This is a genomic window from Bradyrhizobium roseum, from assembly GCF_030413175.1.
Classification (GTDB): domain Bacteria; phylum Pseudomonadota; class Alphaproteobacteria; order Rhizobiales; family Xanthobacteraceae; genus Bradyrhizobium; species Bradyrhizobium roseum.
Genome location: NZ_CP129212.1, coordinates 3,774,418 through 3,795,763, shown reverse-complemented (window position 1 = coordinate 3,795,763; position 21,346 = coordinate 3,774,418). Strand labels below are relative to the sequence as shown.

Sequence of the window (21,346 nt, the reverse complement as noted above, 5' to 3'; positions counted from 1 at the left end):
GCGGAACTTAAGTCCGCGTCGGCCGGCGCCGTTTGACGGCGCTGCGCCGCGGCGTGCGCGCTACCCGTGGACGCAGCCGGCTCATCGTGTCGCGCCGCGGCTTGGTCGGCGGTTGCGGACCGCGCGCCAGCTCCATCAGCATGCGCAGCGCTTCCACCACGGAGCGCTGGCGCACGGCGGTGCGGCCGATGGCGCCGAAACGGAACTCGCGGTGCAAAATCTTGCCATCGCGCGAGGCAACGGCGAAATGGACCAGGCCGACCGGCTTGCCCGGGGTGGCGCCGCCGGGACCGGCGATGCCGGTGATGGACACCGCGAGATCGACCTTGGCTTTTTCCAGGGCGCCGACCGCCATCGCGGTCGCGGTTTCCTTGCTGACCGCGCCGAAGGTCGCGAGCGTCGTGGCCTTGACGCCGAGCATCGCGCGCTTGGCGTCGTTGGAGTAAGTGACGAAACCGCGGTCGATCACGTCCGACGAGCCGGGAATGTCGGTGAGCGCGCCGGCGACCAGGCCGCCCGTGCAGGACTCGGCGGTCGCGATCGTCAGCTTGCGCATGCGACACAGATCGAGCAGCGAGCGGGAGAGGGCGCGCGCGTCGCTGCCGCCCATCTTACTCGCTCCAGGGCAGACGGATGGTGGCGCTCGCCGTAGCGGCGATGCCTTCCTCGCGGCCGGTGAAACCGAGCCGCTCGCTGGTCGTCGCCTTGACCGCGACGCGCGAGATGTTGACGCCGGTGATCTCGGCGATGCGGGCGCGCATGGTGTCGCGCAGCGGGCCGATCTTGGGGCGCTCGCAGATCATAGTAACTTCGAGATTGGCGATCCGGCCGCCGCGCGCGGTGACGCGGTCGATGGCATATTTGAGAAACTTATCGGACGCCGCGCCCTTCCATTGCGGATCGCTCGGCGGAAAGTGCGAGCCGATGTCGCCATCCGCCAGCGCGCCGAGAATAGCGTCAACCAGCGCATGCAGGCCGACATCGCCGTCGGAATGGGCGAGAAAGCCGCGTGTGTGCGGCACGCGCACGCCGCACAGCATCAGATGATCGCCGTCGCCGAAGGCGTGCACGTCGTAGCCGGTCCCGGTCCTGATGTCGCCCAGCTGGGCGGCGAGGCGGGCTTCCTCGCGAATGAAATCTTCGGGCGTGGTCAGTTTCATGTTTGCAAGATCGCCTTCAAATGTCGCAACCGTCAATCCCGCCCATTCCGCGATCGCCGCGTCGTCCGTGAAATCGCTGCGGCCGTCGCGCGCGGCGCGACGATGCGCATCGAGAATGACGTCGAAGCGAAACGCTTGCGGCGTCTGTGCGATTCGCAGTTTCGCCCGCTCGGGCGTGGCTTCGACGTTGCCGGTCTCACCGACCTGCTTGACCGTGTCGGTGACGGGGATCGTCGGCACCGCCGCGCCGGTGCGGCCGGCGGCGTCGATCGCGCGCGAGATCACGCCAGGGGTGACGAAGGGCCGCGCAGCGTCGTGGATCAGAACAATATCCGGCTTCTCCGCTGCGAGCGCCTCGAGCCCGGCATGCACCGAAGCCTGGCGGGTCGCCCCGCCATGGGTGGGGGTCCGGTAGCGCAGCTCCGAAACGGCCGCATTGAAGACCGCGGTGTCGTCGGGATTCACCACCGGCTGCACGGCGAACACGTCCGGATGCCGGCAGAACGCCTCCATGGCGCGGAAGATCACGGTCTGTCCGCCGATCTCGCGATATTGCTTCGGTCCGCCGGCACCGGCGCGAAGCCCGCGTCCGGCTGCGACGAGGATGGCTGCGGTACGCTCAGATTTGGGCATCGGGACTCAAAATGCGAACGAATCGGGTTGAGGGCGGGGTGTCAGGCGCTGGCGCACAGCCCTTACCATGGAGATTTTGGAAAACAGAGTGATTCCCATCACCCGTGGGAAAAGCGGTTTTTGTTGCAGTGCACTTGCGCAAATGATAGATCTGTCTAAAGTGTAGGCAAGACGCTTGACTGCCCAAGATTTGTGCTCACAATATACGCCGACGGTGGCAATGACGCCGCCGCCCCAACCACGAGAACGATGTGACCGGCCCGGAAAGTTCACGCCCTAAGCTGTTGACTATAGGCGATATTGCTGTCGCCAACCGGGTTTTTCTGGCGCCTATGTCCGGCATCACCGATGCCCCCTTTCGACGGCTCGCCGCCACCCTCGGGGCTGGACTGGTAATATCAGAGATGACCGCCAGCGACGAACTTGTCCATGGGCGGCCGATGTCTCTCCTGCGCTGCGAGACAGCCGGTGTCGGTGCGCATGTCGTTCAACTCGCCGGTTGCGAGGCGCATTGGATGGCGGAGGGCGCGCGGATCGCCGAAGCCTCTGGCGCCGATATTATCGATATTAATATGGGCTGTCCGGCGCGCCATGTCACCGGCGGCCAGTCCGGCTCGGCGCTGATGCGCGATCTCGACCATGCGCTGACGCTGATCGAAGCCACGATCGCTGCGGTGAAAGTTCCCGTGACGCTCAAGATGCGGCTCGGTTGGGACGATCGCTCGCTCAACGCGCCCGAACTGGCGCGCCGCGCGGAAGCCGTCGGCGTGCAGATGATCACCGTGCATGGGCGAACCCGTTGCCAGTTCTACAAGGGCGCGGCTGACTGGGCCGCCGTGCGCCCGGTCAGGGACGCGGTCTCCGTGCCGCTCGTCGTCAATGGGGACATCACCTCTTACGAAAAGGCGGTCCAGGCGCTGGACGTGTCGGGCGCGGACGCCGTGATGATCGGACGCGGCGCGCAGGGACAGCCCTGGTTGCCGGGCCAGATCGGACGCCGGCTCGAAACCGGGCAGGCGGAGACGGCACCCTCGCTCGCCGAGCAACTCGCGCATGTGCGCAGGCTCTACGATGAAGTCTGCAGCCATTACGGTCTGCGTATCGGATTGAAGCACGCGCGAAAGCATCTCGGCTGGGCGCTGGAGATCGCAGCCCTGTACAGCCGCGCGCCGGCAGAGACGCTGAAGGGCTGGCGGCAAAAAATCCTGACATCGGAGGACCCACATCGGGTCCACCGATCGCTGCAGGACGCGTTCGACGATTTTTCATGGAGTGCTGCCGCATGACGTCAGCCTTAGAACATCGCCGCGCCATACCCACCGATAGCGAGGCCATTCTCAACGCACTGCCCAACCCCGTGTTGCTGGTGGCGCCCGACGGCCGCATCATGGACGCCAATATCGCCGCCGAGTCCTTCTTCGAGATTTCGACGCAGTTCCTGCGCCGGCAGTCGCTGAAGGAACTGGTGCCGTTCGGCAGTCCGCTGCTGGCACTGATCGATCAGGTGCGATCGAGCGGCTCGCCGGTCAACGAATACAAGGTCGATCTCGGCACGCCCCGCATCGGCGGCGATCGCCAGGTCGACCTGCACGTCGCGCCGCTCACCGAACGCCCCGGCCACATCGTCGTCATGTTGCAGGAGCGCACCATCGCCGACAAGATGGACCGGCAATTGACGCACCGCAGTGCGGCGCGCTCGGTGATCGCGCTGGCCGCGATGCTGGCGCATGAAATCAAGAATCCGCTGTCGGGCATCCGCGGCGCGGCGCAACTGCTGGAGCAGGCGGCATCATCCGAAGACCGCATGCTGACGCGATTGATCTGCGATGAGGCCGACCGCATCGTGACGCTGGTCGATCGCATGGAGGTGTTCGGTGACGACCGTCCGGTGGCGCGCGGGCCGGTCAACATCCATTCCGTGCTCGACCACGTCAAACGGCTGGCGCAGTCCGGCTTCGCGCGCAACATCCGCTTCATCGAGGACTATGATCCCTCGCTGCCACCGGTGCTGGCTAACCAGGACCAGCTGATACAAGTGTTCTTGAATCTCGTGAAGAATGCCGCCGAAGCGGTCGCCGATCTCGGTTCCGACGCTGAAATCCAGCTCACCACCGCGTTCCGTCCCGGCGTTCGCCTGTCGGTACCGGGCAAGAAATCGCGGGTGTCGCTGCCGCTCGAATTCTGCGTCAAGGACAACGGCTCCGGCGTGCCGGAAGACCTGTTGCCCAACCTGTTCGATCCGTTCGTGACGACGAAGCAAACCGGCAGCGGCCTCGGCCTGGCGCTGGTGGCCAAGATCGTCGGCGATCACGGCGGCATCATCGAATGCGAATCTCAGCCGCGGAAGACCACTTTCCGCGTGCTGATGCCGATGTTCAATCCCACCAAACAGTTCGACCAAAGCAACCGCGATGGCGTTCCGGGTACGCTGCCGCCTGCCTCACAGGACGCAAGATGAGGAATAACAATGCCCGCAGGTAGCATTCTCGTTGCAGATGACGACACCGCCATCCGCACGGTTCTCAACCAGGCTCTTTCACGCGCCGGCTACGAAGTGCGCCTCACCGGCAACGCCGCGACGCTGTGGCGCTGGGTGAGCCAGGGCGAGGGCGACCTCGTCATCACCGACGTGGTGATGCCCGACGAGAACGCATTCGATCTGCTGCCGCGGATCAAGAAGATGCGGCCGAACCTTCCCGTCATCGTGATGAGTGCGCAGAACACCTTCATGACGGCGATCCGGGCTTCCGAGCGCGGCGCCTATGAATATCTGCCAAAGCCGTTCGACCTGAAGGAACTCATCACCATCGTCGGTCGGGCGCTGGCCGAGCCGAAGGAGCGGGTGCCAAGCTCGCCTGACGAGGGCGAGTTCGATTCGATCCCGCTGGTCGGCCGCTCGCCGGCGATGCAGGAAATCTACCGGGTGCTGGCGCGGCTGATGCAGACCGACCTCACGGTCATGATCTCGGGCGAGTCCGGTACCGGTAAGGAATTGGTCGCCCGCGCGCTGCATGATTACGGCAAGCGCCGCAACGGTCCGTTCGTCGCCGTCAACATGGCGGCGATCCCGCGCGATTTGATCGAATCCGAACTGTTCGGCCATGAACGCGGCGCGTTCACCGGCGCCAATACCCGCGCCTCCGGTCGCTTCGAGCAGGCCGAGGGCGGCACGCTATTCCTGGACGAAATCGGCGACATGCCGATGGAAGCGCAGACGCGGCTGCTGCGCGTGCTGCAGCAGGGCGAATACACCACCGTCGGCGGGCGTACCCCGATCAAGACCGATGTCCGCATCGTCGCGGCCAGCAACAAGGATTTGCGCATCCTGATCCAGCAGGGGCTGTTCCGGGAGGATCTGTTCTTTCGCCTCAACGTCGTGCCGCTGCGGCTGCCGCCGTTGCGGGAACGGATCGAGGATCTGCCCGATCTGATCCGGCATTTCTTCTCGCTCGCCGAAAAGGACGGCCTGCCGCCGAAGAAGCTCGACACGCTGGCATTGGAACGGCTCAAGCAGCATCGCTGGCCCGGCAACGTGCGCGAACTCGAAAACCTCGCGCGTCGGCTGGCGGCGCTCTACCCGCAGGACGTCATCACGGCTTCGGTCATCGACGGCGAGCTGGCGCCGCCTGCTGTTACCTCGGGCGGCAACGCGCCGATCGGGGTGGAGAACCTTGGCGGTGCGGTAGAAGCCTACCTGTCCTCGCACTTCTCCGGCTTCCCGAACGGCGTGCCGCCGCCGGGGCTCTACCACCGCATCCTCAAGGAGATTGAGGTACCGCTGCTGACCGCGGCGCTGGCGGCCACCCGCGGCAACCAGATCCGCGCGGCAGACCTGCTCGGTCTCAACCGTAACACGCTGCGGAAGAAGATCAGGGATCTCGACATTCAGGTCTACCGGAGCGGAGGCTAGGGACGATTCTCGAATGCGGTGAAAAAAGCGGTTGATTCGACGCAGTATCGATCACTTTAGTGTTCGACTGCGCCGTGGAATTGTCGCAATTCGGCAACATTGTGATATGTATGCATCAGTTCGCGAACCGCGAACCCAAGCACTTTCACATTACCGATTGTCGGAATGACCACCGCAGAGACGACCTCGGCACCATCGTTCGATCCATCGCATGCCGAATCCGGAGGGGGAGTCCTGCGGAAGTGGGTGGCGCCGCTTGCGGTCGCGACGGCGCTGCTGTCGGCATTTTTGACCTTCGTTGTGTTGAGCGGTCTGACGCCGATCGAGCCGACCCGGCAGATCGTTTATTCGTTCCTGCTGACCAACGCGGCGACGATCCTGCTGCTGGTCGCCATCATCGCCCGGGAAGTCTGGCAGGTGATCCAGGCACGGCGGCGCGGGCGGGCTGCGGCCAGGTTGCACGTCCAGATCGTCGCTCTTTTCTCCATCATCGCCGTGCTTCCGGCGGTGGTGGTCGCCATCGTCGCCAACATCACCCTCGACCGCGGCCTCGACAGGCTGTTTTCCGGGCCGACGCGCGCCGCGATTGAGAACTCGCTGAACATCGCCCACGCTTACGTCAATGAGCACGCCTATCTGATCAATGGCGACATTCTCGGGATGGCCAATGACCTGTCCAACGCGAGGCCGCTTTTTGACCAGGACCGGCAGTCGTTTTTCGAATTGCTGACCAACAACGCGACTGCCCGCAATTTGCCGGGCGCCATGCTGATCGACAAGGATCGCAACATCCTGGTGACGGCACAAACCGGTATCAAGCAGCAATTCTCGACGCCGCCGCAGGATTTCCTCAACAACATCGACGAAAGCAAACCGGAGATCGCGGTCTTTCCGGAGGAGAACTACGTCGCGGCGATCATTCGCCTGCGCGGCTTCACGGATACGTTCCTCTACGTTGCCCGTCTCCTCGACCCCCGCGTCGTCAGCCAGTTGAAGCAGACCCAGGCCAGTGTCGCCGAATACGCCCAGATCGAATCGCGCCGGCTCGGCATTCAGGTCGCCTTCGCATTGATGTTTGCGGTGATCGCGTTGACCATCCTGATGGCTTCGGTGCTGATCGGCTTGAATTTTGCCAACTGGCTGGTGTCGCCGATCCGCAACCTGATGAGCGCGGCCAACATCGTTTCGACCGGCGATCTGCACGTCCAGGTGCCGGTGCACAAGTCGGAGGGCGACCTCGCGCAGCTCGGCGAAACCTTCAATAAGATGACGGCCGAGTTGCGCACCCAGCGTGACGAGCTGGTCAGCGCCTCGGACTTGATCGACAGCCGGCGGCGATTCATCGAGGCGGTGCTGTCTTCGGCCAGCGCCGGCATCATCGGCGTCGACGCATCCGGCAGCGTCGGCATTTTGAACCGCTCCGCGGAGAAGCTGATCGGCCACGCCGAGTCGGAGACGCTGGATCATCCGCTGTCGGACGTGCTGCCCGAACTCGACGACATGATGAAGACCGCGCGCGAGGGCACGCAGCGGCTGGTGCAGGGCCAGATCACGATCATGCGCGACGGCCACGAGCGCAATCTGTCGGTCCGCGTCAGTGCCGAGCAGACCAGCCAGTCGCGCGACAGCTACATCATCACACTCGACGACATCACGGAGCTCGTCTCGGCGCAGCGGACATCGGCATGGGGCGACGTCGCGCGCCGCATCGCCCATGAAATCAAGAACCCGCTGACGCCGATCCAGCTCTCGGCCGAACGAATCCGCCGCAAATTCGGCAAGGTCATCATCGAAGACAAGGGCATCTTCGAACAGTGCACCGACACCATCGTACGGCAGGTCGACGACATCAGGCGGATGGTTGATGAATTCTCGCGTTTCGCACGGATGCCAAAGCCGGTCATGGAAGGCGAGGATGTCGCAGATACCGTGCGCCAGGCGGTGTTCCTGATGAAGGTCGGACACCCCGACCTCGATATCGAGGCGGACATTAAGCAGGACCCGATGCGGGCGCAGTTCGACCGCCGGCTGATTTCGCAGGCGCTCACCAACATCATCAAGAACGCGACCGAGGCGATCGAGCAGGTGCCGCCGGAGGAGCTCGGCAGGGGCCGCATCGACGTGGTCGCCACGCGCGAAAACGACGACATCCTGATCGACGTGGTCGACAACGGCATCGGTCTGCCCAAAACCAGCCGTGCGCGGCTTCTGGAGCCTTATGTGACCACGCGCCAGAAGGGCACCGGCCTCGGACTCGCCATCGTCGGCCGCGTGCTGGAAGACCATGGCGGGCGGATTGAACTGAAGGACGCATCGGATTTCCGGCCAGGGCAGCGCGGCGCGTGGATGCGGCTGCGATTCGCCGTGTCGGGTCATGCGCCGAAGGCAGAAGTGAAGCCGGGCGCGGACGAAAAGCCGCATCCAAACGAAACAAAACCGCCGTCAGGCGAAACCAGTGAGGCTGCGGCCGCGACCAATGACCGAGCAAAAACCGAAGCCGCGACAGGCAGCTGACAAGACAGGTGTAACCCATGGCCAGTGACATTCTGATTGTCGATGACGAGGCCGATATTCGCGACCTCGTTGCGGGCATCCTGGACGACGAAGGCTTCAGCACGCGGACCGCGCGCGACAGCGATTCGGCGCTGGCTGAGATTTCCAGCCGCCGCCCGCATCTGGTGTTTCTGGATATCTGGCTGCAGGGCTCCAAGCTCGACGGCCTGCAATTGCTCGAGCAGATCAAGAAGGAGCACGCCGAGGTTCCCGTCGTGATGATCTCCGGCCACGGCAACATCGAGACTGCGGTCGCCGCGATCAAGCGCGGCGCCTACGACTTCATCGAAAAGCCGTTCAAGTCCGATCGCCTGATCCTGGTGGCGACGCGGGCGCTGGAAACCTCGCGCCTCAAGCGCGAAGTCAAGGAACTCAAGCAACTGGCGCCCACCGCGAGCGTTCTCACTGGCCGCTCCGCCTGCATGAATCAGTTGCGCCAGACCATCGACCGGGCAGCCAAGGCCAACAGCCGCATCCTGATCGTCGGTCCCTCCGGCGCGGGCAAGGAACTCGCCGCGCGCACCCTGCACAATGCGTCAGGCCGCGCGGAGGGGCCGTTCGTCGTCATCAACGCGGCGGCTATCACGCCGGAGCGGATGGAGGTCGAGCTGTTCGGCATCGAGCAGTCGAACGGCGAGCAGGCCCGCAAGCCGGGCGCGCTGGAAGAGGCCCATGGCGGCACGCTGTTCATCGACGAGATCGCCGACATGCCGCGCGAGACCCAGAACAAGATTCTGCGCGTGCTGGTCGATCAGACCTTTCAGCGCTCGGGCGGCACCGCCAAGATCCACGTCGATGTCCGCATCATCTCCTCGACGGCGCGTAACCTGGAGGAGGAGATCGCCGAAGGCCGTTTTCGCGAGGATCTCTACCACCGGCTCTCGGTGGTGCCGATCCGCGTCCCGCCGCTGTCGGAGCGCCGCGAGGATATCCCCGAACTGATCGACTATTTCATGGACCAGATATCGGCGGCGACCGGCCTGCCGAAGCGCCAGATCGGCCAGGATGCGATGGCGGTGCTGCAGTCTCACGTATGGCCCGGCAACGTCCGCCAGCTCCGCAACAATGTCGAGCGCGTGATGATTTTGGCGGGCGGCGGTCCGGAAGCGATCATCACCGCCGACATGCTGCCGCAGGACGTCGGTTCCATGGTACCGGCAATGCCGACCAGCAACAATGGCGAGCACATCATGGGGCTGCCGCTGCGGGAGGCGCGCGAAGTGTTCGAGCGGGACTACCTGATCGCCCAGATCAGCCGGTTCTCGGGCAACATTTCGCGCACCGCCGAATTCGTCGGGATGGAGCGTTCGGCGCTGCACCGCAAGCTCAAGGCACTTGGGGTCGGTTGAAGATTGGATGAATCACAAGTCCTTATCTTCGTTGGCCGGCAGCAAAACGCTCACGCTTTGAGCCGATCCATGCAATTGCTTTGGAATATTTATCTATTTCCGTGCATTTACAGAGAATTGCCACTGGGTTCTGGCGCTGCGGGGCCCGAACCGGCTTGCCTAAAAACCGCGCCTGCCCTCTAATCGCCTTGCCGAGCCGACCAGAGGGGGATCTCAGGGAAAGCCGGCGAGTCGGGGGCAGGCTCCGTGAGAGAGTAACAGCCGGCTGAAACAAAAAGAAACACAAGCGGGATAAAAACAATGGCGGCAGACCGCGCACAAAACCTACAAGACACCTTCCTGAATCATGTTCGCAAAACGAAAACGCCACTGACGATCTTTCTGGTCAACGGAGTAAAACTGCAGGGGATTGTTACCTGGTTTGACAACTTCTGCTTGTTGCTCCGGCGCGACGGTCATTCGCAACTTGTCTATAAGCATGCGATCTCGACCATCATGCCTGGCGCACCGATTCAGTTGTTCGAAGGCGGCGAGGATGCTCCGGCTTGAGAGTGAACTGATTGGAACCCCTCAACCGTGAAGGGAACGCCGACCGTCCGCGGTCGGCGGAGGAAAAGCAAAGCGGGCGGGTGATCGTCATCGGCCCGTATTTGCGCATGCGTCGCGGCGACGCCGAGGCGCAAGCGAGCGATGTCGCCCGCGATTCCGAAGCCCGGCTCGAAGAAGCCACGGGTTTAGCGCGCGCGATCGACCTCACGGTCGTCGAGGCGCTGCTCGCACCCATCAGCCAGATCAGGCCTGCGACCTATCTCGGCAAGGGCAAGGTCGAGGAAATCTCCGGCCTGATCACGGGCCACGACGTCGAGCTCGTGGTGATGGATTGCGCGCTGTCGCCGATCCAGCAGCGCAACCTCGAGAAGGCGTGGAACACCAAGGTGCTCGACCGCACCGGACTGATCCTGGAAATCTTCGGCCGCCGCGCCAAGACCAAGGAAGGATCGCTGCAGGTCGAACTCGCGCATCTCAACTACCAGCGCAGCCGGCTGGTGCGGTCATGGACGCATCTCGAACGTCAGCGCGGCGGCTTTGGCTTCATGGGCGGTCCCGGCGAAACCCAGATCGAGGCCGACCGCCGCCTGATCGGTGATCGCATCACGCGGCTGGAGAACGAACTCAAGAAGGTGCAGGCGACGCGGCGGCTGCACCGCGCCGGCCGCCAGCGCGTGCCGTACCGTGTGGTGGCGCTGGTCGGCTATACCAACGCCGGCAAATCGACGCTGTTCAACCGGCTGACGCGCGCCGGCGTGCAGGCCGCCGACATGCTGTTCGCGACGCTGGACCCGACGCTGCGCGCACTGAGCCTGCCGCATGGCGGCAAGGCGATGCTGTCGGATACCGTCGGATTCATTTCCAACCTGCCGACACAGCTCGTCGCCGCGTTTCGCGCCACGCTGGAAGAGGTGCTGGAGGCCGACATCATCCTCCACGTCCGCGACATCTCGCACGAGGACGCAGAGGCGCAGGAGCGCGACGTCGACACCGTGCTGCGCCAGCTCGGCATCGACCCCGACGCCGGTGCGGGCGTCCTCGAAGTCTGGAACAAGATCGACCGCTTCGACCCCGAAGAGCGCGAAAACCTGCGCAACATCGCCGCGCGCCGTCCGCCGGAGCGGCCATGTTTCCTGGTGTCAGCCGTATCTGGGGAGGGCGTCGACGAACTGTTGACCGCGATCGAGGATCGGCTGGCAGCGACGCGCACGACCCTCGATCTGTCGATCGACGCGGCCGACGGCGCCGGCATCAGCTGGCTGCATCGCAATGCCGAAGTGCTGAACAAGGAGCTCCATGACGGCCGTTTCGACATGACGGTGCGGGTGGACGAGACCAAGCGCGATATCGTGGTGTCAAGGTTCGATGCGGTGCCGCGCCTCTCCGCGTAAGCCACTCTCGCCCCGGATTGGAACTGAGCCATGTCTTCAGATGTGATCCGCCCAATATTACAGGACTTCCAAGGTGACATTGAGCACGGTCCAGGGGCGATGGTTGGAGAGATAGCCGATTGCGAGCGCGAACTAGGCGTTCGTTTCGTTGGAGGTTTTTTCGATTACCTTCAAACGTATGGTTGGCTCAGCGTTGGCTCGAACGATATCTATGGCCTTGGCGCAAGAATCGAGTCGTGGCGGCAGCTGAAAGAAATGACGCTGAGCGAGCGTACCGAAATGTCTCCGCCGCTGCCGCGACATCTCGTCACCTTCTACAATGATGGCTTTGGAAACCAACACTGTCTCGATGCCCGGGATGTTGTTGACGATGAGCATCGCATCGTCTTCTGGAACCATGAGTTGGGTCCGGATCAGACCCCGGCATTTATCGCCAACTCGTTCGCAGAATGGCTCCGCCTTCTGATTGCAGCCGAGCAAGAGTAAAGTTAGCCGTTCAAACTCATCTCAAGAGACATTCACACTAAATTAGCGGTGCGCTTACTTGCGTCGCTCTGACACCGGCTTCTCCTCATCCTTCGCCGCATTCCACAGCCCGTCCATCTCGTCTAGTGATGCCTGTTCCAGTGTCCGGCCCCCCGCCTCTAGCGCGCGCTCGATAAAAGCAAAACGCCGTTCAAACTTGGCGTTGGTACTGCGCAGCGCGCTTTCCGGATCGGCGCCGACATGGCGAGCGAGGTTGACCAGCGCGAACAGGAGATCGCCGGTCTCCTCGGCGAGTTCGTCCGCACTGCCGCCCTCCAGCGCCGCTTCGATCTCGTCGGCCTCTTCGCGAATTTTAGCCAGCACCGCGCGGGGATCGTTCCAGTCGAAACCAACGGCGGAGGCCTTGCGCTGCAATTCCATCGCCCGCGTCAGTGCCGGCTGGCCGGCCTTGATCCCAGACAGCAGCGATTTGTGCGCGGTTCCTTCCGACGGTCGCCGTGCAGCGCGCTCGGCCTTTTCCTCGGCCTTGATGCGTTCCCAGGCGCTCTTGACGCCGGCGGGAGCGATATGGCCGTCCTTGTCGGCGAACACATGCGGGTGGCGGCGGATCATCTTCGTCGTGATCGCCTCGACCACGTCGCCGAACGCAAAGGCGTTTTGTTCTTCCGCCATGCGGGCGTGATAGACGACCTGCAGCAGCAGGTCGCCGAGTTCCTCGCGCAGATCATCAAGATCGCCACGCGAGATCGCGTCGGCCACCTCATAGGCCTCCTCGATCGTGTAGGGCACGATCGTCGCAAAATTCTGCTCGAGGTCCCATGGGCAGCCGGTGACGGGCGTGCGCAGCGCCGCCATGATTTCGAGCAGCCGTGAAATGTCGCGGGAAGGGGTCATGGGAATTCCGTTGCCGGGAAGGACACGCGCTTTATGCCGCAAGCGGCGCGGCGATCCCAGCGGAACGGGGCAGAATCCGGCAATTTCCACCGGTTGGCCGCAAGACGCGGGAATGCTAATGGCCTGTCATGAACGACCACTCATCCTCCGAGACGGCGCTGGTGCTGTTTTCCGGCGGGCAGGATTCCACCACCTGTCTCGCCTGGGCGCTGCAGCGCTTTGCGCGGGTCGAAATGCTCGGCTTCAGCTACGGCCAGCGTCACGCCATCGAGCTTGAATGCCGCGACCGGCTATTGTCGGGCATCCGATCGCTGCGGCCGGATTGGGCGGCAAGACTCGGCGACAGCCATACGCTGGAAATCCCGACACTGGCGGAGATTTCCGACACCGCGCTGACCCGCGACGTCGCCATCGAAATGGGTGCGGACGGCCTGCCCAATACGTTCGTACCCGGCCGCAACTTGGTGTTCCTCACGTTTGCGGCAGCGCTGGCGTACCGGCGCGGTATCCGCCACATCATCGGCGGCATGTGCGAGACCGACTATTCCGGCTATCCGGATTGCCGCGACGAAACCATCCAGGCGCTGCAGTCCGCGCTCAATCTCGGCATGGCGAAAAACTTTGAATTGCACACGCCGCTGATGTGGCTCGACAAGGCCTCCACCTGGAAGCTGGCGCATGATCTGGGCGGGGCAGGGCTGGTCGACCTGATCCGCGAGCACTCCCACACCTGTTACCTCGGCGAGCGCGGCGCGCAGCATGAATGGGGTTATGGTTGCGGCGAGTGTCCCGCCTGCGCATTGCGCGCGAAGGGCTGGCGGGAATACGCGGCGCAGCCTTAACGGAAATCCGCCGGCCTCAGTTCGATCGGCATGCCATGCGGCGTGCGGTCGGCGGCGTGGTCCCAGGCATCGCGGTAGCGGTGCAGCGTTTCGATGCTTGCAACGCCCTTGGTCGCCACCAGATGCTCCAGCGTCGCCAGCCAATGCCGGTAATAGGTCTCGCCGGTGTCCGGATCGCCCGCAGCCTGGGCGCGCTTGATATGGTCGGCGAGGGCTGCAGCCCACTCGGTCCAGCTGAACAGGCCGCGCTCGTGCAAGGCCAGCGCCATCGCAAACGCCTGCGCCTCCCAGGGTTCGCGAAACACCGGGCCGGAATCGTCACGCGGAATGCCCGGCACGGCGGCGGTCGCGCGCGCGGCGGCAGCGGTATCCATCACACCGGCTCCAGATAGGGTTCAAACGCGTCAACGGAGATCTTCACCGTCGGATCGGCGTCCGGGCCCCATAACTCGGCGCCCTCGAACACGACGGTGTAGAGCCATTGCGGATCCTCGCCGGCTTCCATCGCGGCCGTATCCGGAAATACATGACAGCCATGGTCGCGCTCGATCACGCCGACATGGCCGCGCACATAGCGCGGCAGCCGCGTGTGCGTCGCCGGATGAATGTTCTTGGCGCGCACACGAGCGCCTGCCTTGAATTTTGGGGCGGCGGGAGCCGGGCGGCCGAACTTTCCGCGCACCATCACGCGTTCAACATCGACCAGCGCGAACTTGCCGTGCTTGAGCATTTTCGGCGGCTTCGATGCGTGCCCGGCTGCAACCTCTTCAGCAGCGATGAACCCCTTGTCGACCAGCATATCCTCGAGACCGAGGAACCATTTCTTGTAGTAGGAGCTGGAAAGATAGACGTGCGGCGGCAGCATCTCGCGATAGAAGCGCGATGTGTCGATGTTGAAGGCGCCGGCGGCGCCCATCGCCCGCACCATGGCCAGCACGCGCGCTTCCCATTCGGTATGGAACATCGGCTCGTTCGGCTCGGGCTCGACCTTGCCAAAGCCGTCCATGCCGCCCATGTCGTGGACGCCGTTCACGATGGCGCTCCCGGCGTTTTCGGGAAACCTGTCCCGATCATGGAATCGCGCGTGACGAGTTCGGCCAGCTGCTGCTCGCTCCATCCGTCGGTGCCCTCGGGCCGCATCGGCAGCACCAGGAAGCGGGTCTCGGCGGTCGAATCCCACACCCTGATTTCGGTTTCCTTCGGCAGGCTGACGCCGAAATCGGCCAGCACGCCGCGCGGATCCTTGACCGCGCGGGAGCGATAGGGCGCGGCCTTGTACCAGACCGGGGGAAGACCCAGCATTTCCCAGGGATAGCAGGAGCATAGCGTACAAACGACCATGTTGTGGCGCTGCGGCGTGTTCTCGACCGCGACGAGGTGGTCGCCGACCCGGCTGACATGGCCGAGCGTGCTCACCGCCGCACTGGCGTCGGCGAGCAGGGCCTGCCTGAAGGCGGGGTCGGTCCAGGCCTTGGCGACGACCTGCGCGCCATTATGCGGGCCGATCCGGGTTTCGTAGGCCTGGATGATGGCATCCAGCGCCGCCGGATCGACATAGCCCTTCTCGGTCAGGATCGTTTCCAGCGCACGCACGCGCAGTTCGGTCTCCGACAGTTCGGAATGGTCGTGACCGTGGTCGTGGTGATGATGGTCGTGGTGGTCGTGATCATGGTCGCTCATGGCGTCAGGATAGGCGCAAAATCCCTGATATGTCGAGGCGGAGACTCTGCTAGCATTTGCCGATGGGGATCAGGGCAGGGTGCACGGCCATAGCGGTCGCGGCGGCGATTTCCGCCTGGTTGCCGGCCGGCGAGGCGCGGGCGGCCAACGGCGCCTATGCGGTCGATGCTGCCGACATTGGCGAAGCAGCATCGTGCAAGATCGAAAGCTGGTTGTCGGCCGCCTCCAATACCGATTTCTCGGCCGTGGCAAACCCGTCCTGCGTGGTCAACCTGTTTCAGCCGGTTGAACTCAGCATGAACATGAACCGTGCGCGCAGCGACGGGGAGTGGAGCAATACGTTCTCGCCGAAAGCCAAGATGAACATCGCGCCGACCGGCATCGGCAGGCTCGGCTTTTCGCTTTACGCCGGCGGCGCCTTCGATGTCTTGACCGGCGAAAACCTGACCGCCTTTGCGGTCGTGCCAGCGACGTTCCGGCTCGGCGAAAACACGCGCCTCAATTTCAACGGCGGCTGGCTGTGGGACCGCAGCGTCGATCGACACTATCTGCTCTACGGCATCGGCTTCGACTGGAAGTTCACGGAAACCTTGCAGTGGACCATTGAAGCCTTTGGCCAGGCGGGCCAATCGGATACGCCGCGCGTGGTCCAGCCGCGGTTTCAGACCGGCGTGCGCTACCGGCCCAACGAGATTTTCTCGGTCGACCTGATCTACGGCCGCAATATCACGGGCGAAAACGCCAACTGGATCACGCTCGGCACGACGATCCGTTTCCCGGTGCCCGACAGCAGGCCTGAGCAGCACCGTACGGGCCATCTTTAAGCGCTTCCCAAGCCGGCCGGTTTCTGAGCTAAGGTTCGATGAAATCAAAGGGCAGGGAGAGGGGGGCCGTGCGTTGGCAGAATTCGTAAAGATTGAGACGGGTCTTGGCCCGGACGGCCGCATTGCGGTGGTTCGCTTCGACCGCGGCGATGGCGTCAACGCGATGTCGCCGGAAGCGATGCGCCAGCTCACGGATGCGGCGCGAAATTTTGAGGATGACGATACGACCTCGGTCGTGGTGCTGACCGGCGGCCCAAAATCGTTCAGCGCGGGTTTCGATTTGAAGGACCCCGAGGGCCGCTCCCGCAAATCCATGGACCTCGGCGCGCTCCGCCGCCACCTGAAACTCGGGCCGCGGATGACGCGGGCATGGCAGGAAATGGAGCAGATCACCATCGGCGCCATCGAAGGCTTTTGCGTCGGCGGCGGCGTCGCGCTGGCGGTCGCGCTGGATTTTCGGGTGATGGCGAAAGACGCTCACATGCGGGTACCCGAAATCGGGCTCGGCATGAACATGAGCTGGCAGAGCGTGCCGCGCATGCTGCATCTAATGGGACCGGCGCGCACCAAGCAGGCCGTGATCCTTGCCGATCAGCGCATCACCGCCGCCGAGGCCTACGAATGGCGTCTGGTGGAGGAGGTAGCCGACCCCGGCAAGGCCTTCGACGCCGCGATGGCGCTCGCCGCCAAGGTGGCCGCCCAGCCGCCGCTCTCGGTCGCGATGACCAAGCTGACGGTCAACCGCCTGGCGCATGCACTCGACGATCTCGCCAGCCACATGGACGTCGACCAGTTTGCGCTGGCGAGCATGAGCGAGGATCACAAGGAGGGGGTCGCCGCGTTCCTGGAACGGCGCAAGCCGAAGTTCAGGGGAAGGTAGATCGATGCCGGCTTGCCCGGTGCGCCGGTTGTTGAGCGCACCGGGCCTTCGACCCGACGATCACGGCGTACGGGCTGCGCGGATCACATGCGGCCCGGCACCAACCTCGGGGCCGCCGGCGGGCGCCCCCAGATAGCGTACGGCCACCTCAGACATCCCGACGTCCTCGAGCTCCCCGAAGCCGTGCCCACGAAGCTCCTGCGCGATCTCGTCGGGATCGAAATGACTAAGCCAGGGTTCGCCGATTGCGGCCGTGAAGGCCGCGAGTTCAACGATCGTGGCTCGCCACTCCGGAGGGTAGTTCTCCAGAGGCTCGCTGTAATCGAACACCACCTCGGATTTCGGGACACTGGCGATGTAGCGCAACGTGGCCGCGATGGCTGCTCGACCAAGATAGGGTACGACGCCAAGCCAGATGAAGAACGCGGGACGATCCGGATCGAAGCCGGCGTCACGGAGCCCGTGACCGAGATCATCGGTTTCGAAGTCGATGGCCGCGAAGGTCAACGACGCCGGAATGGCGAGGCCGACCTCTGACAGGCGCCTGCGTTTCCAGGCCTGGGTCGCGGCATGGTCGACCTCAAAAACCCGCAACCCCAGGTCCGAATAGGGATTGCGCAGCGCAAATGTATCGAAGCCGGCTCCGAGAACCACCGCTTGCCGCACACCGCGCGAAACGGCTGCGCCAAGACAATCCTCGGCGAAACGGCTGCGCGCCGCCATGAAGATGCGTGTGCGCTGCTGAGCCGGGTCGGCGGATAACCCCGCGATGATGGCGTCGGCACCGTCACCGAGAATGGTGAGGGCGAAGGGGTCGAAGAACACCGCACCGCCGTCCAATTGCTGATGGGCTGCACGATATCCTGCTGCGCCGAGAGCGGTCCGGCTTGGCTGTCGTTCGTTCATGAAATCACCACCTTGTGCCTGGAGGACATGCGTCCTCGTTCCAGCGCGACGACGTCGCACTGCTCGGAGGGCATTCGAATAGATGCGAGAACCGTTTGGTTTCGGGAAACTGGCGAAGGAAGAACGAAAGAACAATTCTTGATCGAAACTATGTTTTGCGTATATTACTTGAGCAAGAGCAGCGTTGTTTAGTTAACGCGCGCACTCTTCAATCCCATTCTTTTTTTTGCACTTCGTCCCGCCCGAGCCGCCGTGGCACGTGCTCTCTGTCTGAGCTGAGGTTTCGGGAAATCAAAGGGCAGGGAGGCCGCATCGCCCGGTGGTGCGTTTCGACTGCGGCGACGGGATCAATGCGGTGTCGCCGGAGGCGATGCGCTCGTTATCGGCCCCGCGATCCCGGCAGCATTCGAACCAAGGTGTTGTCGTGGAAGATCCAGTGGTGGATCAGTGCCGACACCGCGTGCAGGCCGGCTAGAGCCATCAGCCCGTGGGCCAGCAGTTCATGGATGCCCTTGAGATTTCGTGCCAGGGCCCGGTCAGCCGGCCATGGCGTAGCGATTTCGAACAGTCCGAAGACAGGCAACCCTTTGCCGCGCGCAAATTCAACGGCGATGCCGAGGAGGGGGACCGCGACCAGCAACACATATAGCCCGAGATGTGCCAGTTTGGCCCCCAGGCCTATCCACCCTGCGAAGGCAAAGTTGCCGAACTCAGTTCTTTCCGGTTGCGGAGACGGATCGGCGAGGCGCCACAACAAGCGCATCATCGTGAGGAACACGACCAGCAGCCCGGCGGACATGTGTACGAACAAGACAGCGGCTTCCGCAGTGCCTTTCGGAACCTCGTCACCCACAACCCCCAATCCCCACGCAAGCAGGACCAGCAACACCACGCTCCAGTGTAGTGACTGCGCAATCGCGCCGTACCGCGCGGGGGAATTGAGAATTTGCATCACGAAAGAATAGCGCAGTCCTCAAGGAGTTCACTTGATCGAAATCAAGGCCAGAGTGCCATAGATCGTTGCGGCAATTGCGACCAGCGGCCGATTTGGCTTTGCATCGCCGCGATCGCGACCTAGATGAGGATGTGCCCGCCGTGGCGAACCATGAAGGAAACAACATGAAAACAGTACAAGCGATGCTGGCCGAAGCAGAGGCCGCCGTGCCGCGCATCAGCCCGGACGAAGCCAAGGGATTGCTGGGCAGGCCCGACGTCCTGTTTCTTGACGTTCGCGAGCCTGCAGAAGTGGCGACTTCGGGAAAGGTCCCGGGCGCGCTTGCCGTCCCGCGTGGCCTTGTCGAGTTTCGCGCCGATCCGGCCTCGGCGATGCATGACGCAGCCTTCGACCGCGCCAAGACCGTGATCGCCTATTGTGCTTCCGGCGGACGCTCAGCACTCGTCGGCAAGACCCTCAAGGACATGGGTTATTCCAACGTCCGCAACCTCGGCGGCTTCAAGGGCTGGCTGGATGCGGGCGGAGAGGTGGAAAAGGCCTGATCGGCGCCCAGGCGGCCTTGACCTGGCGCAAGTCGGCGGGCCGAGATGGGTTCAGAAATGCGGCTTGCGGGGCAGGCCGCATGTCCGGAATCACGACGCCATGGCAACGCAAGATGCGGAGCATCTGATCGAAATCCGCGTCGATCGGCTGGCCCAGCTTTTTCATACGCTCGATCCATTTCCGTTCTGGGAAAAGGATCTCGATCAGGAGGCCGAAGAATACATCGTCGGCTGGGCCCGCGAACTGCCCGACAAGCGTCCGATCAGGATTGCCGTCCATGTCCGGGAAGGCGATGCGCGCGCTGCGAATTCCGCCGAACTGAACGCGGCATTTCATCACTATTTCGAGGGCCGGGCTGTTGCCGTCCAGAACGACCTCAATGAGCTGTTCCGGATCGGCCGACGCTCGCTAGCGATCGGAATTCCAATCCTCGTCGCATGCTTCGTCGCCGCGCGATTTGCCGCCGGATACGTGCTTGCAAATCCGGTCCAGCGGCTGGTCGAAGAAAGCCTGCTGATCCTCGGCTGGGTCGCGAACTGGCGGCCGCTCGAGATCTTTCTCTACGACTGGTGGCCGCTGGCGCGACGGCGCGACCTGTACCGGCGCCTGGCGGCCGCTGCCGTCGAGCTCAGGCCGTATGACGCTGGCGTCAGTTCCGAGGAACAGGGCCAGGTGGGATTACGTCGGCGCCTCTGACGTTCGCGCGTCGACCACGCCGCGGGCGCCACTGGCATCACGGCCACAGGCGAATTAGATGCGGTCAGGCATGGCAAATCCCGCACTCAAGAATTTCGTTGAAAAGCATCAAAAGCTCTTTGTCCTGACCGGGGCGGGCTGCAGCACTCATTCGGGCATCCCCGATTATCGCGATGGCGACGGCAACTGGAAGCGAACGCAGCCGGTTCGATTCCAGGCGTTCATCGCCGACGAGACGACGCGCCAGCGGTACTGGGCGCGAAGCATGGTTGGATGGCGGCGGTTCGGGCAAGCCCAACCTAACGACGCGCATCATGCCCTGGCCCGGCTGGAAGCCAACGGCCGGTGCCAACTACTCCTCACCCAGAATGTCGACCGACTGCACCAGGCCGCCGGAAGCAGGGAGGTCATCGACCTTCACGGGCGACTGGATCTCGTCCGGTGCATGGCTTGCTCAACCACGACCCGGCGCGTCGACTTTCAGGACGAGTTGATCCGCCTCAATGCGCCATGGGCTCGGCTGGATGCCGCAGCGCTGCCGGACGGCGACGCCGATCTCGACGGACTGGATTTCTCGGCCTTTGTCGTGCCGCCTTGCCGATCCTGCGGCGGCGTCCTCAAGCCCGACGTCGTATTCTACGGCGAGAACGTTCCGCGCCATCAAGTCACCGAGGCGCAGCGGCAGCTGGAAGCCGCCGACGCCATGCTGATCGTCGGCTCGTCCTTGATGGTCTATTCCGGCTATCGCTTTGCTTTGGCAGCCGCACAGCGCGGTATCCCGATCGCTGCGGTCAACATCGGCAAGACACGGGCCGACGACCTGCTGGCGCTCAAGCTTGAAGAGCGATGTGAGGCGGCGCTTTCATTTCTGCTCTGACACCGCGCATCCAAGCGCCGCCGCCTGGGTTTTCGGGTTGCTGGAAGCTGCAGGGCGCAATCTCATGTGCCCCAGTCCGCACATCAACGATTCGCATAAGGTATATTATGGAATATATTTATCTCTAATTGGATCAGATATTTGGCCCAACATTCTGGCAAATCAGGCCAGCCCGGCGGCTATAGCGGCGTTGGTTTCGCTCGGGCAATCCCACGCCA

22 protein-coding genes are annotated in these 21,346 nt (G+C 63.5%); 14 read left to right on the top strand and 8 right to left on the bottom strand.

Features of this window, described 5'->3' with window-relative positions; all coding sequences use genetic code 11:
• Nucleotides 1–7: 7 nt before the first annotated feature.
• Nucleotides 8–610, bottom strand: coding sequence for a CinA family protein (locus QUH67_RS18230; protein ID WP_300940169.1), 603 nt, complete (start codon nucleotides 608–610; stop codon nucleotides 8–10).
• Between the two features lies 1 nt (nucleotide 611).
• Nucleotides 612–1,793, bottom strand: coding sequence for a bifunctional 2-C-methyl-D-erythritol 4-phosphate cytidylyltransferase/2-C-methyl-D-erythritol 2,4-cyclodiphosphate synthase (locus tag QUH67_RS18225; protein ID WP_300940168.1), 1,182 nt, complete (start codon nucleotides 1,791–1,793; stop codon nucleotides 612–614).
• A gap of 284 nt (nucleotides 1,794–2,077) precedes the next feature.
• On the opposite strand from QUH67_RS18225, the gene dusB reads away from it, so the two are divergent.
• The 8 genes from dusB (at nucleotide 2,078) to QUH67_RS18185 (ending at nucleotide 12,031) form a co-directional block, all read left to right on the top strand.
• Nucleotides 2,078–3,079 (top strand): tRNA dihydrouridine synthase DusB, encoded by a 1,002-nt coding sequence (gene dusB / locus QUH67_RS18220; RefSeq protein ID WP_300948088.1) that lies wholly within the window; start codon nucleotides 2,078–2,080, stop codon nucleotides 3,077–3,079.
• Nucleotides 3,076–4,251, top strand: coding sequence for a two-component system sensor histidine kinase NtrB (locus QUH67_RS18215; protein WP_300940167.1), 1,176 nt, complete (start codon nucleotides 3,076–3,078; stop codon nucleotides 4,249–4,251). The genes dusB and QUH67_RS18215 overlap by 4 nt, the downstream gene beginning before the upstream one ends.
• 9 nt (nucleotides 4,252–4,260) lie before the next feature.
• Entirely contained in the window at nucleotides 4,261–5,703 is a 1,443-nt protein-coding gene (ntrC, locus tag QUH67_RS18210) for a nitrogen regulation protein NR(I) (RefSeq protein WP_300940166.1), read from the top strand.
• Nucleotides 5,704–5,868: 165 nt separating this feature from the next.
• A complete protein-coding gene (locus QUH67_RS18205) occupies nucleotides 5,869–8,217 on the top strand; it encodes a sensor histidine kinase NtrY-like (RefSeq protein ID WP_300940165.1) in 2,349 nt (782 codons plus the stop codon).
• 17 nt (nucleotides 8,218–8,234) lie between these two features.
• A complete protein-coding gene (gene ntrX, locus QUH67_RS18200) occupies nucleotides 8,235–9,605 on the top strand; it encodes a nitrogen assimilation response regulator NtrX (RefSeq protein WP_300940164.1) in 1,371 nt (456 codons plus the stop codon).
• A 300-nt stretch (nucleotides 9,606–9,905) separates the two neighbouring features.
• Complete coding sequence (gene hfq, locus QUH67_RS18195) at nucleotides 9,906–10,154, top strand: RNA chaperone Hfq (RefSeq protein ID WP_006020546.1); 249 nt, start codon at nucleotides 9,906–9,908, stop codon at nucleotides 10,152–10,154.
• Between the two features lie 11 nt (nucleotides 10,155–10,165).
• On the top strand, nucleotides 10,166–11,545 hold the full coding sequence (hflX, locus tag QUH67_RS18190) for a GTPase HflX (protein WP_300940163.1): 1,380 nt from the start codon (nucleotides 10,166–10,168) through the stop codon (nucleotides 11,543–11,545).
• A 30-nt stretch (nucleotides 11,546–11,575) separates the two neighbouring features.
• Nucleotides 11,576–12,031 carry an SMI1/KNR4 family protein gene (locus QUH67_RS18185; RefSeq protein ID WP_300940162.1) on the top strand — a complete coding sequence of 152 codons (456 nt, stop codon included), beginning with the start codon at nucleotides 11,576–11,578 and terminating at the stop codon, nucleotides 12,029–12,031.
• Between the two features lie 54 nt (nucleotides 12,032–12,085).
• Here the strand turns inward: QUH67_RS18185 and mazG are convergent, their stop codons facing one another.
• Nucleotides 12,086–12,925: a nucleoside triphosphate pyrophosphohydrolase gene (gene mazG, locus QUH67_RS18180; RefSeq protein WP_300940161.1), complete on the bottom strand. Its 840-nt coding sequence runs from the start codon at nucleotides 12,923–12,925 to the stop codon at nucleotides 12,086–12,088.
• 128 nt (nucleotides 12,926–13,053) lie between these two features.
• Here mazG and queC point away from each other — a divergent pair, with 128 nt between their 5' ends.
• Nucleotides 13,054–13,767, top strand: a complete 714-nt coding sequence (gene queC, locus QUH67_RS18175; protein WP_300940160.1) for a 7-cyano-7-deazaguanine synthase QueC — start codon at nucleotides 13,054–13,056, stop codon at nucleotides 13,765–13,767.
• On the opposite strand, the gene QUH67_RS18170 is transcribed toward queC, so the two are convergent.
• Genes QUH67_RS18170 through nthA form a run of 3 tightly spaced genes read right to left on the bottom strand, consistent with a single transcriptional unit; the run spans nucleotide 13,764 to nucleotide 15,447 of the window.
• On the bottom strand, nucleotides 13,764–14,141 hold the full coding sequence (locus QUH67_RS18170) for a nitrile hydratase accessory protein (protein WP_300940159.1): 378 nt from the start codon (nucleotides 14,139–14,141) through the stop codon (nucleotides 13,764–13,766). The two genes, queC and QUH67_RS18170, sit on opposite strands and share 4 nt — an antisense overlap.
• Entirely contained in the window at nucleotides 14,141–14,800 is a 660-nt protein-coding gene (nthB, locus tag QUH67_RS18165; RefSeq protein ID WP_300940158.1) for a nitrile hydratase subunit beta, read from the bottom strand. The genes QUH67_RS18170 and nthB overlap by 1 nt, the downstream gene beginning before the upstream one ends.
• Nucleotides 14,797–15,447, bottom strand: coding sequence for a nitrile hydratase subunit alpha (gene nthA, locus QUH67_RS18160; protein ID WP_300940157.1), 651 nt, complete (start codon nucleotides 15,445–15,447; stop codon nucleotides 14,797–14,799). Before nthA ends, nthB begins: the two co-directional genes overlap by 4 nt.
• 62 nt (nucleotides 15,448–15,509) lie before the next feature.
• On the opposite strand from nthA, the gene QUH67_RS18155 reads away from it, so the two are divergent.
• Entirely contained in the window at nucleotides 15,510–16,271 is a 762-nt protein-coding gene (locus QUH67_RS18155; protein ID WP_300940156.1) for a hypothetical protein, read from the top strand.
• Nucleotides 16,272–16,344: 73 nt separating this feature from the next.
• Nucleotides 16,345–17,151: an enoyl-CoA hydratase/isomerase family protein gene (locus QUH67_RS18150; protein WP_300940155.1), complete on the top strand. Its 807-nt coding sequence runs from the start codon at nucleotides 16,345–16,347 to the stop codon at nucleotides 17,149–17,151.
• A 60-nt stretch (nucleotides 17,152–17,211) separates the two neighbouring features.
• Here QUH67_RS18150 and QUH67_RS18145 read toward each other — a convergent pair whose 3' ends face one another.
• Nucleotides 17,212–18,057, bottom strand: coding sequence for a class I SAM-dependent methyltransferase (locus QUH67_RS18145; RefSeq protein WP_300940154.1), 846 nt, complete (start codon nucleotides 18,055–18,057; stop codon nucleotides 17,212–17,214).
• Nucleotides 18,058–18,436: 379 nt separating this feature from the next.
• Nucleotides 18,437–19,009, bottom strand: a complete 573-nt coding sequence (locus QUH67_RS18140) for a cytochrome b (RefSeq protein ID WP_300948086.1) — start codon at nucleotides 19,007–19,009, stop codon at nucleotides 18,437–18,439.
• Between the two features lie 167 nt (nucleotides 19,010–19,176).
• Here QUH67_RS18140 and QUH67_RS18135 point away from each other — a divergent pair, with 167 nt between their 5' ends.
• The 3 genes from QUH67_RS18135 (at nucleotide 19,177) to QUH67_RS18125 (ending at nucleotide 21,128) form a co-directional block, all read left to right on the top strand.
• The gene (locus QUH67_RS18135; protein WP_300940153.1) at nucleotides 19,177–19,554 is read left to right on the top strand and encodes a rhodanese-like domain-containing protein; all 378 of its coding nucleotides are present in this window, start codon (nucleotides 19,177–19,179) and stop codon (nucleotides 19,552–19,554) included.
• Nucleotides 19,555–19,654: 100 nt separating this feature from the next.
• Entirely contained in the window at nucleotides 19,655–20,251 is a 597-nt protein-coding gene (locus QUH67_RS18130) for a hypothetical protein (RefSeq protein WP_300940152.1), read from the top strand.
• 70 nt (nucleotides 20,252–20,321) lie between these two features.
• Nucleotides 20,322–21,128 (top strand): NAD-dependent protein deacetylase, encoded by an 807-nt coding sequence (locus tag QUH67_RS18125; protein ID WP_300940151.1) that lies wholly within the window; start codon nucleotides 20,322–20,324, stop codon nucleotides 21,126–21,128.
• Nucleotides 21,129–21,346 lie beyond the last annotated feature (218 nt).